This window comes from Halomonas sp. 72 (assembly GCF_052379785.1).
Classification (GTDB): domain Bacteria; phylum Pseudomonadota; class Gammaproteobacteria; order Pseudomonadales; family Halomonadaceae; genus Vreelandella; species Vreelandella citrativorans.
The window spans coordinates 17,328-32,049 of sequence record NZ_JBQSYY010000026.1 but is presented as its reverse complement, the minus strand read 5'-3'; the positions used below and the strand labels follow the sequence as shown (position 1 = coordinate 32,049).

At 54.6% G+C, this 14,722-nt stretch carries 14 protein-coding genes; 9 read left to right on the top strand and 5 right to left on the bottom strand.

Annotation, left to right across the window (positions count from 1 at the left end):
• The first annotated feature begins 297 nt into the window (after positions 1 to 297).
• Positions 298 to 516 carry a hypothetical protein gene (locus ACT3T6_RS16550; protein WP_193053357.1) on the top strand — a complete coding sequence of 73 codons (219 nt, stop codon included), beginning with the start codon at positions 298 to 300 and terminating at the stop codon, positions 514 to 516.
• Complete coding sequence (locus ACT3T6_RS16545) at positions 500 to 691, top strand: hypothetical protein (RefSeq protein ID WP_193053356.1); 192 nt, start codon at positions 500 to 502, stop codon at positions 689 to 691. The genes ACT3T6_RS16550 and ACT3T6_RS16545 overlap by 17 nt, the downstream gene beginning before the upstream one ends.
• A gap of 181 nt (positions 692 to 872) precedes the next feature.
• On the opposite strand, the gene rhaI is transcribed toward ACT3T6_RS16545, so the two are convergent.
• Both rhaI and ACT3T6_RS16535 read right to left on the bottom strand, forming a co-directional pair.
• Positions 873 to 2,168, bottom strand: coding sequence for an L-rhamnose catabolism isomerase (gene rhaI / locus ACT3T6_RS16540; RefSeq protein ID WP_193053355.1), 1,296 nt, complete (start codon positions 2,166 to 2,168; stop codon positions 873 to 875).
• Positions 2,169 to 2,202: 34 nt separating this feature from the next.
• Entirely contained in the window at positions 2,203 to 4,302 is a 2,100-nt protein-coding gene (locus tag ACT3T6_RS16535) for a bifunctional rhamnulose-1-phosphate aldolase/short-chain dehydrogenase (protein ID WP_193053354.1), read from the bottom strand.
• Positions 4,303 to 4,556: 254 nt separating this feature from the next.
• On the opposite strand from ACT3T6_RS16535, the gene ACT3T6_RS16530 reads away from it, so the two are divergent.
• From ACT3T6_RS16530 to ACT3T6_RS16500, 7 genes are all read left to right on the top strand, one after another.
• Positions 4,557 to 5,354 carry a DeoR/GlpR family DNA-binding transcription regulator gene (locus ACT3T6_RS16530; RefSeq protein WP_087106121.1) on the top strand — a complete coding sequence of 266 codons (798 nt, stop codon included), beginning with the start codon at positions 4,557 to 4,559 and terminating at the stop codon, positions 5,352 to 5,354.
• A gap of 45 nt (positions 5,355 to 5,399) precedes the next feature.
• Positions 5,400 to 6,410 (top strand): rhamnose ABC transporter substrate-binding protein, encoded by a 1,011-nt coding sequence (gene rhaS / locus ACT3T6_RS16525; protein WP_193053353.1) that lies wholly within the window; start codon positions 5,400 to 5,402, stop codon positions 6,408 to 6,410.
• A 76-nt stretch (positions 6,411 to 6,486) separates the two neighbouring features.
• Positions 6,487 to 7,992 carry a sugar ABC transporter ATP-binding protein gene (locus ACT3T6_RS16520; RefSeq protein ID WP_193053352.1) on the top strand — a complete coding sequence of 502 codons (1,506 nt, stop codon included), beginning with the start codon at positions 6,487 to 6,489 and terminating at the stop codon, positions 7,990 to 7,992.
• Complete coding sequence (locus ACT3T6_RS16515) at positions 7,989 to 8,999, top strand: ABC transporter permease (RefSeq protein WP_193053351.1); 1,011 nt, start codon at positions 7,989 to 7,991, stop codon at positions 8,997 to 8,999. Before ACT3T6_RS16520 ends, ACT3T6_RS16515 begins: the two co-directional genes overlap by 4 nt.
• 3 nt (positions 9,000 to 9,002) lie before the next feature.
• Positions 9,003 to 10,010 carry an ABC transporter permease gene (locus ACT3T6_RS16510; RefSeq protein ID WP_193053350.1) on the top strand — a complete coding sequence of 336 codons (1,008 nt, stop codon included), beginning with the start codon at positions 9,003 to 9,005 and terminating at the stop codon, positions 10,008 to 10,010.
• Positions 10,007 to 10,321 (top strand): L-rhamnose mutarotase, encoded by a 315-nt coding sequence (locus ACT3T6_RS16505; RefSeq protein ID WP_193053349.1) that lies wholly within the window; start codon positions 10,007 to 10,009, stop codon positions 10,319 to 10,321. The genes ACT3T6_RS16510 and ACT3T6_RS16505 overlap by 4 nt, the downstream gene beginning before the upstream one ends.
• Entirely contained in the window at positions 10,318 to 11,709 is a 1,392-nt protein-coding gene (locus ACT3T6_RS16500; protein ID WP_193053348.1) for an FGGY-family carbohydrate kinase, read from the top strand. The genes ACT3T6_RS16505 and ACT3T6_RS16500 overlap by 4 nt, the downstream gene beginning before the upstream one ends.
• A gap of 90 nt (positions 11,710 to 11,799) precedes the next feature.
• Here the strand turns inward: ACT3T6_RS16500 and ACT3T6_RS16495 are convergent, their stop codons facing one another.
• The 3 genes from ACT3T6_RS16495 to ACT3T6_RS16485 all read right to left on the bottom strand — a co-directional run bounded on the left by ACT3T6_RS16495 (position 11,800) and on the right by ACT3T6_RS16485 (position 14,587).
• Positions 11,800 to 12,690, bottom strand: a complete 891-nt coding sequence (locus tag ACT3T6_RS16495; protein WP_193053347.1) for an NAD-dependent epimerase/dehydratase family protein — start codon at positions 12,688 to 12,690, stop codon at positions 11,800 to 11,802.
• A gap of 80 nt (positions 12,691 to 12,770) precedes the next feature.
• Complete coding sequence (locus ACT3T6_RS16490) at positions 12,771 to 13,535, bottom strand: ABC transporter ATP-binding protein (RefSeq protein WP_193053346.1); 765 nt, start codon at positions 13,533 to 13,535, stop codon at positions 12,771 to 12,773.
• Positions 13,532 to 14,587 (bottom strand): FecCD family ABC transporter permease, encoded by a 1,056-nt coding sequence (locus ACT3T6_RS16485; RefSeq protein WP_193053345.1) that lies wholly within the window; start codon positions 14,585 to 14,587, stop codon positions 13,532 to 13,534. Before ACT3T6_RS16485 ends, ACT3T6_RS16490 begins: the two co-directional genes overlap by 4 nt.
• Positions 14,588 to 14,722: the final 135 nt, after the last annotated feature.

The following is a 14,722-nucleotide window of genomic DNA, read 5'->3' as shown; positions in this document are numbered from 1 at the left end:
GTAAGCTATGATAGCTTCAAAACTTGGATTCAATAAACAGTTGCAGCCCTGGCCCGGATGAGCTGCGCGCTCCACAAGGCGATCACTTCCAAGTGATTGCGATGCCGCCGGTAACCGCCTGGACGGCCAGCAGGCGCTCTCCGACAACTGCCTCGGCCAACTCAACGGCACCTGCTACCGTTCGATGGCGCCAACCGCTTGGTACAGCTCACCCACACCAGCGCCTATGGCCATACCACGGAGGCCACCTACCGCTACGACGGCCTGGGCCGCCGGATCAACAAGACCGTGCGCTAGGTGGACGGCACCACCGCCACCCACTACGGCTGGGATGGCGACCGCATCGTGCGCGAAGAAAGCGAGAGCCAGCGCTCGACCATCGTGTACGAGCCGGGCAGCTTTGTGCCCATGCTGCGTATTGATGATAGCCAACAAGGCCAAGTGCTTAGTGCTTTCGTCACGGATGCGTTGGGTACGCCCATGCGACTGGTTGCGCCTAATGGCGAAACGCAATGACAGGCGCAGCCTGATGATTGGGCGGCGGTTAAACATCAGCGTGGCAGCTGACCTTTCCCCCGAAATTAACAAGGGCGAGAAGCATAGAAAACTTCATGTTCAGAGAGACCAGAGGCTACGCATGCTCAATAACCGTATTGGCGAGGTCGACAACGAAAATTGCCACTTGGTGTAAGGCAACCGGCCAATAAAAGGGATCAATACGGCCTTAACCCTTCTATTTGCTTATAGGAGAGTTAACCGACAACATCACACTGAAATAGTTAATAGCGGCGAGTCGTTGCCGCTATTAACGTAGCACCTGCTTTTACTAATAAAAACACAGCAGGCTATGCCGCTGGCGCTTTTCCTACGAGTTAAACAATGCCTGAGCCACTCCGGTTTGCATCGGCTGGGCGTTGCTCGCCGCAGGTTTGGCGGTAGCCTGAGGCGCGGTAGCTGGCGATGGGGTTGATAGCCCCACCATCCAGGCGCCGCGCTTGTTGCAGGATGGGCTCAACATCCTGGTTGAACGCGGCTTTAAGCGTTGCTTGGGCCATCAGTGCATCGTTGTTCTGTTGGTGGTGTGCCAAGGCTTCGCGGTCGACTAGCAGTGACTTGACGAAGGCGCGTCGTACTTCCCCTGCGCTGTAGATGAGGCTTTCAATGGGGTCGGTAACATTGTGCGATTGGTCAAGCATGTGGAAAGGCGCGAACTGCGAGTTTCTACGCTGGACATCAACCAACTCGTTAAACACCAGAAATAGCTGATAAGGGTCGATGGAACCCGCGTCCAGGTCATCATCGCCATACTTGCTGTCGTTAAAGTGGAACCCGCCCAGCTTTCCGAATTGGGCGAGACGAGCAACGATCATCTCAATGTTGACGTTGGGCGCGTGGTGCCCCAAATCGACCAGGCAAAGACAGCGCTCGCCAGTTTCCTTGGCGGCCAGATAGTTCGAGCCCCAGTCCTGAATCACAGTCGAGTAAAAAGCGGGCTCAAAGACCTTGTGCTCGATTAGCATGTTCCAATCGTTGGGCAGCGCTGAATAGATCGTTTTGGCGCTGTCCAGGTAGCGTGCGAAGCTGTCGGAAAAATGCTGCTGACCGGGGAAGTTGGAGCCATCGCCAATCCAGACTGAAAGCGCTTTCGAGCCTAGTTGCTTACCTAGTTCGACCACTTCAATGTTGTGCTCGATGGCCTGGCGGCGCGTTGCTTCATCGGTATGCGTAAGGCTGCCGTATTTATAGGAGAGCTTCTGGCCCGCCTCATCCTGAAAGGTATTAGAGTTCATGGCATCAAAGCCTAGCCCACGCTCAAGAGCGTAGTCTCGAAGCTCGCTGGGATCAGAAGGTCTATCCCAAGGGATATGCAGCGAGACGCGCGGCGTCATGGTAGCCAGTTGCTGGATGACGGCGCAGTCGTCCAGTTTTTCAAAAATATTACGTGGCTCGCCTTCACCGGGAAAGCGCGCGAAACGCGTGCCACCGGTGCCCACGCCCCAGGAGGGCAGGGCAATTTCCAGACCGCGCGCCTGTTCGGTTATTGTATCGATGCTAATGTCGGTACGGGCAAGTCTTTCGCCCAGGTACTGATAGTCGCGGTCAAGGTCGGCCGCTCGCTGCTCGTTATCACTATGGATGCGGTCAGCATTGATCATTGTTTTTGTCATACATTCACCAGTTATGCGTTAGTTAAAGCGGGGCTCAGCGTGTAAAAGAAGGGGCGTGTCCCGCGTCCACATTAAGAATGTTACCGGTTGATTTGGCTGAGGCGTCGCTAACAAAAAAGTAGATAGCTTCGGCGATGTCTTCAGGCAGTACGCTGAGCTTTAGCAGGCTGCGCTGGCGGTAATGATCCTCAAGCTCATCCGTGTCCAGGTCGTAGGCGCTGGCACGCTCTTCTTTCCATTTGCCGGTCCAGATTTTAGAGCCGCGTAGCACGGCGTCCGGGTTAACCACATTGGCGCGAATGCCCAGCGGGGCACCTTCCAGCGCTACACTGCGTGCCAAATGAATCTCTGCCGCTTTGGCGGTGCAGTAAGCGCTTGCATTAGCAGAAGCCACCAAGCCATTTTTACTGGCAACGAAGACAATATTACCGCCCGTTTTTTGCTGCTTGAGCACTTTGAACGTTTCACGCGTGACCAGAAAGTAACCTGTCGAAAGAATCGCCTGGTTACGGTTCCAAAGCTCCAGGCTTGTCTCATCAATGGGTGCTGAGGAGGCGATGCCTGCGTTAGAGACTAAAATGTCGACCCCGCCGAAGGCAACGCAGGCCTGGGCGATAGCCGCCTCGACCTGATGCTCGTCGGTGACATCCATCAGGCAGGTGGAAACAATGTCGGCACTGAACGTGTCAGCGAGCGCTTGTTGCGCCGTTTTCAGGCCTTCTGCGTCAATATCGAGCAGCATCACACAGGCACCTTCGTTGGCCATTCTAGCCGCGGTGGCCTGGCCTATGCCACCGGCACCTCCGGTCACTAACGCGATGCGTCCAGCCAGTGCCTTTGGTTTAGGCATCCGTTGCAGCTTGGCCTCTTCAAGTAGCCAGTACTCAATATCAAAGGCTTCCTGGTCGGGCAAGCCCATGTATTCGCTAACCCCGGACGCACCCCGCATAACGTTAATGGCGTTGAGATAAAACTCACTGGCGATGCGTGCAGTCGCTTTGTCCTTGGCGAAGGTGATCATGCCCACGCCCGGTAGCAGATAAACGACGGGGTTGGAGTCACGCATTGCGGGGCTGTCTGGCCGCTTGCAACGCTCATAGTAGGCTGCGTAGTCGCGGTTGTAGTCGGCTAACTGTTCATCCAGGCCAGCGATAACGGCATCAAGGTTGTCGGTTTCGGGGTCGTAGCCAACGACCAGTGGCTTAATTTTGGTGCGCAGAAAATGATCCGGGCAGGAAGTGCCCAGCTCCGCCAAGGCTTCAAGATCATTGGAATTGACGAATTCGAGAACCTCAGGGGCGTCGTTAAAATGGCCGACTTGACGTTGATGGCCACTGGTTTTACCGCGAATAATCGGCATTAGTTTAGCGGCGATGGCCTTGCGTTTATCGGCGCCTAGACTGGTAACGCGAGGGCCGGAAAAGGCTGCCTTGCCCTTGAGCTGTTCGTCCAGCCAGCTCTGGGCCTTGTTAATAATATCCAGCGAGGTTTGGTAGCACTCTTTGGCTGTATCACCCCAGGTGAACAGACCGTGCGCTTCAAGCAGCACACCTTTTAGATTCGGCTGCTCTCGGGCGATCTTTTCAAGCTCAAGGCCCAATTGGAAGCCCGGCCTGCGCCAAGGCAGCCAACCAATGTCGCCGCCGTAGATCACCTGGGTGAGCTCACGGCTATTCTTTGACGCAGCAATGGCGATAACAGCGTCTGGATGTAAGTGGTCAACATGGGTATAGGGCAAGTAGGCGTGTAGCGGGGTATCGATACTGGCTGCGCGGCTGTTCAGGTTAAAGGTGCAGTGGAGAAGTGCGCCCACCATCTCATCTTCATGCGCCTCACCTTTATAAAATTGTTTAAGCGTTTCAAGCTTGTCCTGATAAAGGGTCGCAAAGCCATCAAGCCCCATACTGCCGATGTCACCACCTGAGCCTTTAACCCAAAGCACCCGAATATTTTCACCGGTTAGCGGGTCTGCCTGGATGATTTTGGCAGAGGTATTGCCGCCGCCATAGTTGGTGACACGCTTGTCGGCACCGAGCAGATTGGAGCGGTAATGCAGCTGTTCGGCTTCGCTCATGGAGGCTGCCAGGCGGTCATCCCAGCGATTATTGATCTGGTTGGCGGGCTGTTGGGGCATGAGATACCTCGGGTATTGTTATGATGTGATTGGGCAGCGGCAGCCGGACTGATAGCGTTGAGTGCTTACTATTGTGAAAGCTATTGTGTTGAAAGGTCTGGCTGCGACCTTTTTGATCGATTTTGACGAGTTATGAGTCTAATCTGTAGAAAAGTATCGATTCGAGATTTTTATCTGTCAATAGCAATCATAAATATTCAAAATTGGCTTGCAGATGATCGATTATGAAATATAGTGATGAATGAGGATAACGAATGCATGAAGTTGAACGCCATCGAATCATCTTGGCGGAAGTTGAAGAAAAGCCCATTGCTACCCTCGGGTACTTGGTAAATTTATTGGGCGCTTCGGAAGCGACCGTTCGGCGAGACATCAACGAACTGCAGCGACAGGGAAAATTGAAAAAGGTACGTGGCGGAGCGGAAGCCTTGCATCCACCCGCTAACACCTCCTTGGTAGGGCGGCCTTACTCGGTTAATCAATTGATTAACGCCAAGGCCAAGCGCGCCATCGCAAAGGAAGCGGTGGGTCTGTTGGGAGACGGGATGTCAGTCACCATTAGTGGCGGGACGACAACTTACTTCATGGCGGAGTTCATGCGCTCATGCAAATTGCAGGTACTGACGAATTCGTTCGTGATTGCCGAGCAGTTATTAAAACGCAGCAAGTGCATGGTGATGCTACCAGGCGGTAACGTATATCGGGAACAGAACATTATCTTGAGTCCGTTTCCGAATGATATTTCCAGTCAATTTTATGCCTCGATGCTGTTCATCGGGGCGCAGGGAGTAGGTCCTCAGGGGGTGATGGAGGCAGATCCTCAGATTGTGCAGGCGGTAATGAAACTGCTGGACCAGGCCGATCAGAGAGTATTGCTGGTCGATTCCAGTAAGTTTGAAAACCGCAGTAATCTCATCGTCTGCCCATTATCTCATGTCGATATCGTCATTACCGACGATGGTATTGACCCCTCAAGGCGACAAATGATCGAAGATGCGGGTTGTCAGCTGATTATCGTCAATCAAGGCCTTGAAACGACCGCCCCCGGCTGATGCTCAAAGCAGGGTCGGGGCATAACAACAAAATTGGAGCGCACGATGTTCAAAAAACTCTTCCCAGCCCTAACGGCAATGATGTCGATTGCTTTGCTGTCGATTGCTTACTTAGCACCCGCCCATGCTGAAGATGATGTACGCATCGCCCTTGTGGTCAAAGCTATGGGTATCGGTTTCTTTGAGGCCGCCAACGAAGGTGCCCTGGAAGCAGCCGAAGAGCTGGGTAATGTAGAAATCATTTACACCGGCCCAACCACGACAACCGCTGAAGGCCAGATTGAGGTAATCAGCTCGCTGATTGCCCAGCGTGTCGATGCTATCGCGGTTTCCGCCAACGACCAGGACGCGCTGGTACCTATCCTGAGTCGTGCCCAGCAGCGCGGTATCAAAGTGATTTCCTGGGACTCTGGGGTCGCACCCGAGGGCCGCAGCGTGCACTTAAGCCCCTCCAGTGATGATTTGATTGGCCGAATGAATGTACAGCTAGCGGCCGATGCGTTAGAAGCCAAAGGCGTTAGCTCGGGTCAGATGGCTATTCTCAGTGCGACACCTACCTCGACCAACCAGAATGTCTGGATTGAGGAGATGAAAAAAGTGCTACCGGAATTTCCCCAGCTTGAGTTTGTAGACACCGTTTATGGTGACGACCTGGCAGACAAGAGTTATCGCGAAGCGGTAGCGCTAATGCGTAACCATCCTGATCTGGACGTTATCGTCGCCCCAACCACGGTCGGTATTTTGGCCGCGGCGCAAGCGGTGAGCGATGAAGGCCGTGTTGGTGAGGTTTATGTCACCGGTTTGGGGCTGCCGTCGGAGCTTGCTGGCCACGTGGAGAGCGGCGCCATGCATAACTTTGCCATTTGGAATCCTATTGATTTGGGCTACGCCGCAACGACCATCGCTTATAACCTGGTGATGGATAATGCAACAGAAACCAGTGTAGACATGGGCCGTATGGGTACTGCACAGCTTGATGAGAACGGCAGTGCCGCCATGGCGGAGCCTTTCATCTACGACGCAACCAATGTTCAGGATTTTGCCGATATTTTTTAATCGCGAAATCGGGCTGGCGCTGTTACGGCAGCGCCTGACCAAAAAATAAATACACCCAATAACAAAGATAATAGCCATGACACAAAGTACAGCAGTGTTCGCGCTGAGAAACGTCACCAAAACGTTTCCCGGCGTGACGGCTCTCGACAGGGTTAAGCTTGATCTCTATCCCGGTCAGGTGACTGCCTTGGTAGGTGAGAACGGCGCCGGAAAATCCACGTTGGTCAAAACCATGACCGGCATCTATCAGCCCGATGGCGGAGAAATTCAGGTCGCTGGCGAAGTGGTTTGCATTGACGATCCTGAAGCCGCGCGCCAGTTGGGCATCACGGCTATCCACCAAGAAACGGTGCTGTTCGACGAGCTGACCGTTACTGAGAACATATTCGCAGGTAACTACCTGACGCGCGGTCGCTTGGGGCGGCTTGATTGGCCCGCCATGTATGAGCGCACTCGCGAAATCCTCGCTGATATTGATGCGCCCCTGGACTCCAAAGCACGTTTGAGGGGGCTAAGTATTGGCCAGAAGCACATGGTGGCTATTGCCCGCGCGCTCTCGGTAGATGCCCGAGTGGTGGTTCTTGATGAACCAACGGCCGCATTATCACACCACGAGATCAAAGAGCTATACGGCATCGTTGAGCGCCTCAAGAAGTCGGGTAAGGCCATTCTTTTTATTACACACAAGTTTGATGAGATTTTTACCATCGCCGACCGCTATGTCGTTTATCGCGATGGCACCTTTGCTGGCGAAGGCATGATCAGCGATGTTACTGAAGCAGAACTGGTTGAGATGATGGTAGCGCGCAGTGTCAGCGAAACCTTTCCCAAGCAGACCGTGGCTATCGGCGAACCGATGATGACGGTAGAAAATTTGAACCACCCGACCGAGTTTGCCGACATTAATTTTGAAGTGCGTGCGGGTGAAATCCTGTGTTTTTACGGACTGGTAGGGTCTGGCCGTACTGAAATTATGCAGGCACTTTTTGGCCTTTCGAAGGCAGCAACCGGCAATGTGCACATTAATGGCAAAGCGGTAACTATCCGCTCGCCAGCTGACGCAATCAAGGCAGGCCTTGTTTACGTGCCGGAAGAGCGCCAACAGCAGGGCGTCATTTTGGATCTACCCATCTTTCAAAACATCAGCTTGCCACAGCTTGGGCGGCTTAACCGCTGGGGCTTATTAAACGAGACGCGTGAATATGACGTGGCACGGGCTTATGGCGAGCGTCTTAACGTCAAGACCTCAAGCTGGGATCAAAAAGTAGGCAATCTGTCAGGCGGTAACCAGCAAAAAGTTGTTATCGGCAAATGGCTCGCGACACGGCCAAAGATCATTGTCCTTGATGAGCCCACCAAAGGTATTGATATCGGTTCCAAAGCGGCGGTGCATCACTTTATGTCAGAGCTGGTTAACGATGGCTTGGCGGTCATTATGGTCAGCTCAGAATTGCCTGAAGTGCTCGGTATGGCCGACCGCATTATTGTGATGCACGAAGGCCTGATGGTGCGTGAATTTACTCGCGCAACTGCCACGCCTGAAGCTGTGGTGGGTGCAGCTACTGGAGGAATGGCCGCATGATGTCCGCGCTACTTAAACATCGTGAGCGTTTTCTGGCGCTGGTAATCCTGGCGTTGATATTAGTGGTGGGCGCTATCACGCCCTCGTTTCTAAGCCCGAACAGCCTGGTCAGTGCCTTCAACGATACCTCTATTCTGATGATTCTGGCGATGGGCCAGATGCTGGTTATCCTGACCCGCTGTATCGACTTGTCGGTAGCCGCCAATCTGGCCTTAACGGGGATGGTGGTGGGCATGATCAATGCCGCCTATCCCGGCGTGCCGGTGCCGTTATTGATACTTTTTGCCATGGCAATGGGGGCTTGTCTTGGTGCCATTAATGGGTTCTTTGTTTGGGTTGTTGGTGTGCCTGCCATTGTCGTAACACTGGGTACGATGAGTATCTATCGCGGTACTATTTTTCTGCTTTCAGATGGTGCCTGGGTGAATGCCCATCAGATGAGCGCTGACTTTATCAGCTTGCCACGCACGGTGGTGTTGGGCATGCCGATGATGAGTTGGATCGGTATCATCGTGGTCGCTGCTTTCTATTTCGCTACTCGCCATTTGCGCGTCGGACGCGATTTCTTTACGTCTGGCGGAAATCCTGTCGCTGCTTTCTACACCGGCGTGAGCGTTGGCAAAGTGCAATTCAAGGCCTTTGTGGTGTCCGGCATGCTGGCGGGGCTGTGCGGTTACCTTTGGGTGTCGCGCTACGCGGTTGCCTATGTGGATGTCGCGAACGGCTTCGAACTACAGGTGATTGCGGCGTGTGTGATTGGCGGTATCAGCATTATGGGTGGGGTCGGCACCGTACTCGGCTGCGCGCTGGGTGCTCTGTTTCTGGGTGTCATCAATAATGCTTTACCGGTGCTGGGTGTTTCACCGTTTTGGCAGATGGCTATTTCTGGCGCCGTTATCATCATCGCCGTCATTGCCAACTCAATGGCTGAGCGAAGCAAGGGACGTATTATTTTGCGCCGGGCGGTGAGCACACGCGCCACGCCCGCTCAGCATCAGGAGGCCTGACCAATGGCAAATACCATGACTCAAACGGCTGTGCCTAATCGCTTGTCCAACCATTGGCTGCGTCATCTGTTGCGCTGGGAAACTTTTTTATTATTGGTAACGGTATTGGTGTTTCTGTTTAACAGCCTTGCCACGCCCTATTTTCTTGATCCCTGGAACCTCTCAGACGCTACTTTTAACTTTACTGAAAAAGCCATCATCGCCTTGCCCATGGCCATGTTGATTATCTGCCGGGAGATAGACCTGTCTGTCGCCTCTATCATTGCGCTCTCCTCGGTGAGCATGGGGCTGGCTGCCGAAGCGGGCATGGGGCCGGGCGGGCTGGTGTTTGTGGCCGTTTCAGTGGGCGTTATCTGCGGGTTGTTTAATGGTTTAGTGGTCACCCACTTCGGTATACCCTCCATTGTCGTCACCATTGGTACCATGAGCCTCTATCGAGGTATTACCTACGTCATTCTTGGCGATGGCGCATTCACTAACTACCCCAGTGGTTTTGAATTCTTCGGTCAGGGCTACGTTTACTGGGTGTTCTCCTTTGAATTCACCCTTTTCATGGGGATGGCGCTGATATTTTATGGGTTGCTACATCACACCAATTTTGGCCGCCGTACTTACGCCATCGGTAATAACCCAACGGCGGCCCTCTATTCCGGCATTAAGGTCAACAAGCACAAGCTGATTCTGTTTGTCATGGTAGGGGCTATATCGGGGCTTGCCTCGGTGTTGCTGACGTCGCGTTTAGGAAGCACGCGACCCTCTATCGCCTTTGGCTGGGAGCTGAGCATCATCACGATGGTCGTGCTTGGTGGGGTAAGTATTCTAGGTGGCTCTGGCAGCATGGTGGGCGTCGTCATTGCCGTCTTCTTGATGGGCCTGGTGACCTTCGGGCTTGGTCTGCTCAATGTGCCGGGTATCGTGATGACGATTATTATCGGCGCCATGTTGATTTGCGTGATCAGTATTCCGCTGGTGGCGGGGCGGTTGCGGGCAGCGCGGGAGCAACGCAAATGATCCACGCCTCTGTTATGCAGCTACATCAAGGTTGCGAAGCCGAATATCGCGCCCGCCACGATGCCCTCTGGCCTGAACTTCAAGCACATTTGAAAGCCTGCGGTATCTTCAATTACCACATCTTTCTACATCCCCAAACGCTGCAACTGTTTGCCAGCTTTGAAACGGAAGGCCCGCTAGATGAAGCAGCGCTAAAAGCCCACCCGGTAATGCAGCGGTGGTGGGCATACATGGCGGACATTATGGAAACCCAGCGCGACTCTTTTGAGCCGGAAGCACAGCCGCTAACCGAGGTTTTCTACCTGCCATGACTCAACAACAGCATCAATCGGTACTGGCGGTACTTGATATCGGCAAGACCAACATCAAACTCTGCGCGCTCAGCCTTGGAGAAAATGGCGGTAAAGTGTTGGTGGAAAAACGCCGGGGCAATGAGGTTTGTCGGAACGGCCGCTATCCGCATATCGATACGGAGGCTATCTGGGACTGGCTGAAAGCAGCTCTGGCTGACCTCGCTCGTGACTATCATGTCGTTTCCATCGGTGTGACTACTCATGGCGCTACAGCGGCGTGTATGGCGGGCAACGAGCTGGCGCTACCGATCCCTGATTATGAGAGTGACCTGTGCGCGGCACTGAATAATGACTACCGCGGCGTGCGGCCATCTTTCGTGGAGACAGGTAGTCCTGATTTGGCGGGTGGGCTCAACCTGGGCCGTCAGTTGTACTGGCTTTCACAGGCGTGGCCCGAAGACTTTGAGCAGGTCACGGATATCTTGATGTATCCCCAATACTGGGGATGGCGATTAACCGGTATAAAAGCCGGGGAGGCCACGTCGCTCGGCTGCCATACGGATCTTTGGAACCCCCATAAAAGTGACTACTCGTCGCTGGTAGAGCAGCTTGGCTGGCGAGCACTGCTGCCTACGATTTTACCGACAGGAGCATCGCTTGGCCCGGTTCGGCCTGAGCTGGCCGAGTCACTCGGTTTGCCGGATAGCTGCCAGGTGTTGAACGGTATTCACGATAGTAACGCTTCGCTGGTGCCCCATCTTTTGAACCGTGCAGCGCCTTTTGCCGTTGTTTCAAGCGGCACCTGGACCGTTATCTGCGGAGTTGGTGCTGCCATTAACGGGCTGGATGAGGCCCGCGACATGCTGATCAACGTAAGCGCTTTCGGTGCCCCTGTGCCCACCATTCGCTTTATGGGAGGGCGCGAGTGGGAGACGTTACGTGGAGATGCTAACGGTGAGCTGGTCGATCTGAAGCGTGTCATGGACCAAGAGGTATTTGCGTTGCCCTCGTTCGTTGATCAGGGCGGGCCTTTTCGCCACCGCACCGGCCGGATCGTCGGCCCAATCGAACGGCTGAATGGCGCGGGTAAAACAGCCCTGGCCTCGGTCTACTGCGCGTTGATGACGGACTGTTGTCTGAGTTTGTTAGGCCAAGTAGGCGACATTATTGTGGAGGGCGCTTTTGCGGGCAACAAGATCTATATGCACGTATTAGCGACACTGCGAAGCGAACATGCTCAGAACGTGTATGGCAGTACCGACAGTACAGGAACAACGCAAGGCACGGCGATTCTTGGCCAGGACAGCCGCCAGTGGTCGTTCGTGGAGCCAGCGCTGATACCTCCCGCACGGCAGGGCGAAGAGGTTCTCACCTACGCGAATACCTGGCGGCGTTTAGTCGCCTAACGGTAGGCGCTCCAGTTTGGCTAAACCTGGGCACTTTTCAGAAAAGTGCCCATTTTTGCGCCAGCTCCACTCTTTTCTTATTCCTTTAACTCATTCCCCCAGCTCATCCCTCCAGGAATGGCGCGGTGAGAAACCGACCAGGCGGCGGGCTTTTGCATTGCTGTAAAAGGTTTCAAATTCACCCATTGCCTGCTTGATGGGTACGCTTGGGTAGAAGCGTTCCACTACTTGAGCATTGCTCAATCCTACTGACAGATCATTATTGGCGACGTTAAACACCTCGTAACCCAGGCCGTCTGTTTTCAGGCAGCAGTCGACCATCTGCCCCAGGTCGCGAGCGTCAATGTAAGCAAAAATATTGCGGCGGCGCAGTGCCGGGTTGTCCATATAGGCCGGGAAGTTCTGGCGATATTCGTGAGGCTCGATCACGTTATTAATGCGCAAGGCATAAATGTCGATGCCCGAGCGCTCCTGGAAAGAGCGTGCGGTTACTTCGTTAACCACCTTGCTCGTTGCGTAGCTGTCTTGCGGCACTGTGGGATGCTCTTCATCTACCGGTAGGTAATCAGGTTGCTTCACTCCATCGGCAAAGCAAATGCCGTAAGTGGTCTCGCTGGAAGCAAAAATGACTTTGGGAATATCCAGCCGAGTCGCCGCATCCAACACATGGTAGGTACTTAACGTGTTAATGCGGTAGGTTTCGTTGTCCGGCCGGTGGAGAATGGCGGGTATGGCGGCAAAGTGAACGATGGCATCGTAGCGTGGCATGCCGGTACCAGGTTCTAGCTCATCGAAATTGGCATAGGCTTGGCACGCATTAAATACCTGACCCGCGTCGGTCAAATCGACCTTTAGCGTAGTGATGCCCGGCACGTCGGAAACTACCCAGTCCAGATTGGTGACGCTGTGGCCCTGGTCGCGCAAGTATGCCGTTACATGACGACCCGCCTTGCCGCTACCACCGGTAAACAAAATGCGCATGTGGATTTCCCGTTTATTGTAAGAGTCCGTTACAAGGACCCACACCTTAGCAAAGAAAGCGTTACACCGCCGCCAAGCGTTTAAACCGCGCTTCTAAAACGCATGATCCGTTTGCCGTCAATGGGATCATCCAGCACGTGGGCATGCACGCCGAACGTCTCTTGTAAGCACTGGGTGGTTAGCACGTCATGTGGTTGGCCGCTGGCGATCAGTCGTCCGCCGTCCATCACGCCAATGCGGTCACACTCCATGGCCTGGTTAAGGTCGTGCAGGGTGATCACAACGGTAATCGGCAACTGCCTGACCAGCTCAAGAATGGAGAGCTGGTGGCGGATATCCAAATGGTTGGTGGGCTCGTCCAGCAGGAGAATTTTGGGTTGCTGGGCCAGTGCCCGGGCAATATGAACGCGCTGGCGCTCACCGCCCGAAAGGGTATGCCAGAGGCGGTCCGCCATGTGTGCCATATCCACGTCATCCAGTGCCTGGCCGACAATCGCATCATCCTCGGCGGACCAGGGGCGAAGCGCAGTGAGAAATGGCGTACGTCCCAGTGCAACCACCTGACGCACATGAATTCTATCGGTGGTTTCCGCCTGCTGTTCAACCATCGCGATAGACTGCGCAATATGGCGTTGGCGCATTTTAGCGATCGGCTGACCGCCCATGTGTACATGGCCCGTTTTGGGTTTGTTTAAACCTGCCAGCAGGCGAAGCAGCGTGGTTTTGCCGGAGCCGTTGGGGCCAATCAAGCCAAAGGTTTGGCCGGGCGCAACGTCCAGGCAAACGTCCTTTAAAAGCGTGCGCCCATGTACGCTCCAGCCCAGCTGTTCAGCGGTTAATTTCATCGGTTCCTCGTGCCGCGAACAAGAATCAACGCAAAAGCTGGCGCGCCGATCAGCGAGGTAATAACCCCAATGGGCAGTACCTGGCCGGGCACCAGAATGCGCGAAAGAATATCTGAGCCAATCAAAAACACGGCGCCAGCAAGTGCCGAAGCGGGCACCAGGCGCGTGTGTTGGGTGCCCACGATAAAACGCATGGCATGCGGAATGACCAAGCCGACAAAACCAATAGCACCCACCATCGACACCATAATGGCTGTCACCAGCGCTACCGCAATAATTAACAGCCCCCGCGTTGGGCGTACGGCGATACCCATGGACGCCGCGCTGTCGGCGCCGAAGGTAAAGGCGTCCAGTGCGCGGCGGTGCCAAAGGCAAATCAGCAAGCCGCCCAGGGCGGCAGGTAAAGCGATCACGACATCGCTCCAGCGCACGCCGGAAAGATTGCCCAGTAGCCAGAACATGATGCCGCGTGCCTGCTCGGCGCTGGCCGACTTGGTAATGATGAAGGCGGTCAGCGCGTTAAACAGTTGAGAGCCTGCAATGCCCGCCAGAATAATAGCCCCGGCGGCTTGGGTGCTGCGCCCACCGCCAGTCCCGCTGCTGGCTGCATGGGCAAGCAGTACCACCAGGCCAAAGGCAAGTACTGCCCCGGCAAACGCCCCAGCAGATAAAGTGAAAGCACCCGCACCAAGCCCCGCTACGGTAACGGCTACGGCACCGGTTGAGGCGCCTGCAGAAATACCCATCAAGTACGGGTCCGCCAGGGGGTTACGCAGCAACGCTTGAAGCACCACTCCGGCCAGCGCCAGCGCGGCGCCACAACACGCAGCCACAATGGCGCGGCTTAAGCGGTAGTTCCAGATAATACCGGCATCAATGCGATCAACGGCGTAGTTAGCGCCCAGAAGATGGTTAGCCAATACCTTGAGAATCGTATCCACAGGAATCGAGGTTTCACCAATCGCCGTACCGGCGAGCAGTGCTACCAGCAATACCAGGGGGGCAAGCCAAAACCAGTGCGCCTGAGCGCGCGGTGCTTGGGTACTTTGCATCGCAACCGCTTTCATAGCGTAAACGAGGTAGCAGGTAGGGCGGGGAAGGGCTTCATGGGATGGTGTTCCGGGTGCCGATGGATATAAAACTCGACAGACTGCCGAAGACGTGACGATAAAGCACGAAAAACCTTT

Bases quoted from the DNA above. Each gene is read 5' to 3' on its own strand.
- ACT3T6_RS16530 (WP_087106121.1), top strand. From the start codon at position 4,557: ATGCATGAAGTTGAACGCCATCGAATCATCTTGGCGGAAGTTGAAGAA.
- ACT3T6_RS16515 (WP_193053351.1), top strand. From the start codon at position 7,989: ATGATGTCCGCGCTACTTAAACATCGTGAGCGTTTTCTGGCGCTGGTA.
- ACT3T6_RS16505 (WP_193053349.1), top strand. From the start codon at position 10,007: ATGATCCACGCCTCTGTTATGCAGCTACATCAAGGTTGCGAAGCCGAA.
- ACT3T6_RS16535 (WP_193053354.1), bottom strand. From the start codon at position 4,302: ATGCCCCAACAGCCCGCCAACCAGATCAATAATCGCTGGGATGACCGC.
- ACT3T6_RS16500 (WP_193053348.1), top strand. From the start codon at position 10,318: ATGACTCAACAACAGCATCAATCGGTACTGGCGGTACTTGATATCGGC.
- ACT3T6_RS16520 (WP_193053352.1), top strand. From the start codon at position 6,487: ATGACACAAAGTACAGCAGTGTTCGCGCTGAGAAACGTCACCAAAACG.
- rhaS (WP_193053353.1), top strand. From the start codon at position 5,400: ATGTTCAAAAAACTCTTCCCAGCCCTAACGGCAATGATGTCGATTGCT.
- ACT3T6_RS16510 (WP_193053350.1), top strand. From the start codon at position 9,003: ATGGCAAATACCATGACTCAAACGGCTGTGCCTAATCGCTTGTCCAAC.
- ACT3T6_RS16485 (WP_193053345.1), bottom strand. From the start codon at position 14,587: ATGCAAAGTACCCAAGCACCGCGCGCTCAGGCGCACTGGTTTTGGCTT.
- ACT3T6_RS16495 (WP_193053347.1), bottom strand. From the start codon at position 12,690: ATGCGCATTTTGTTTACCGGTGGTAGCGGCAAGGCGGGTCGTCATGTA.
- ACT3T6_RS16490 (WP_193053346.1), bottom strand. From the start codon at position 13,535: ATGAAATTAACCGCTGAACAGCTGGGCTGGAGCGTACATGGGCGCACG.
- rhaI (WP_193053355.1), bottom strand. From the start codon at position 2,168: ATGACAAAAACAATGATCAATGCTGACCGCATCCATAGTGATAACGAG.
- ACT3T6_RS16545 (WP_193053356.1), top strand. From the start codon at position 500: ATGGCGAAACGCAATGACAGGCGCAGCCTGATGATTGGGCGGCGGTTA.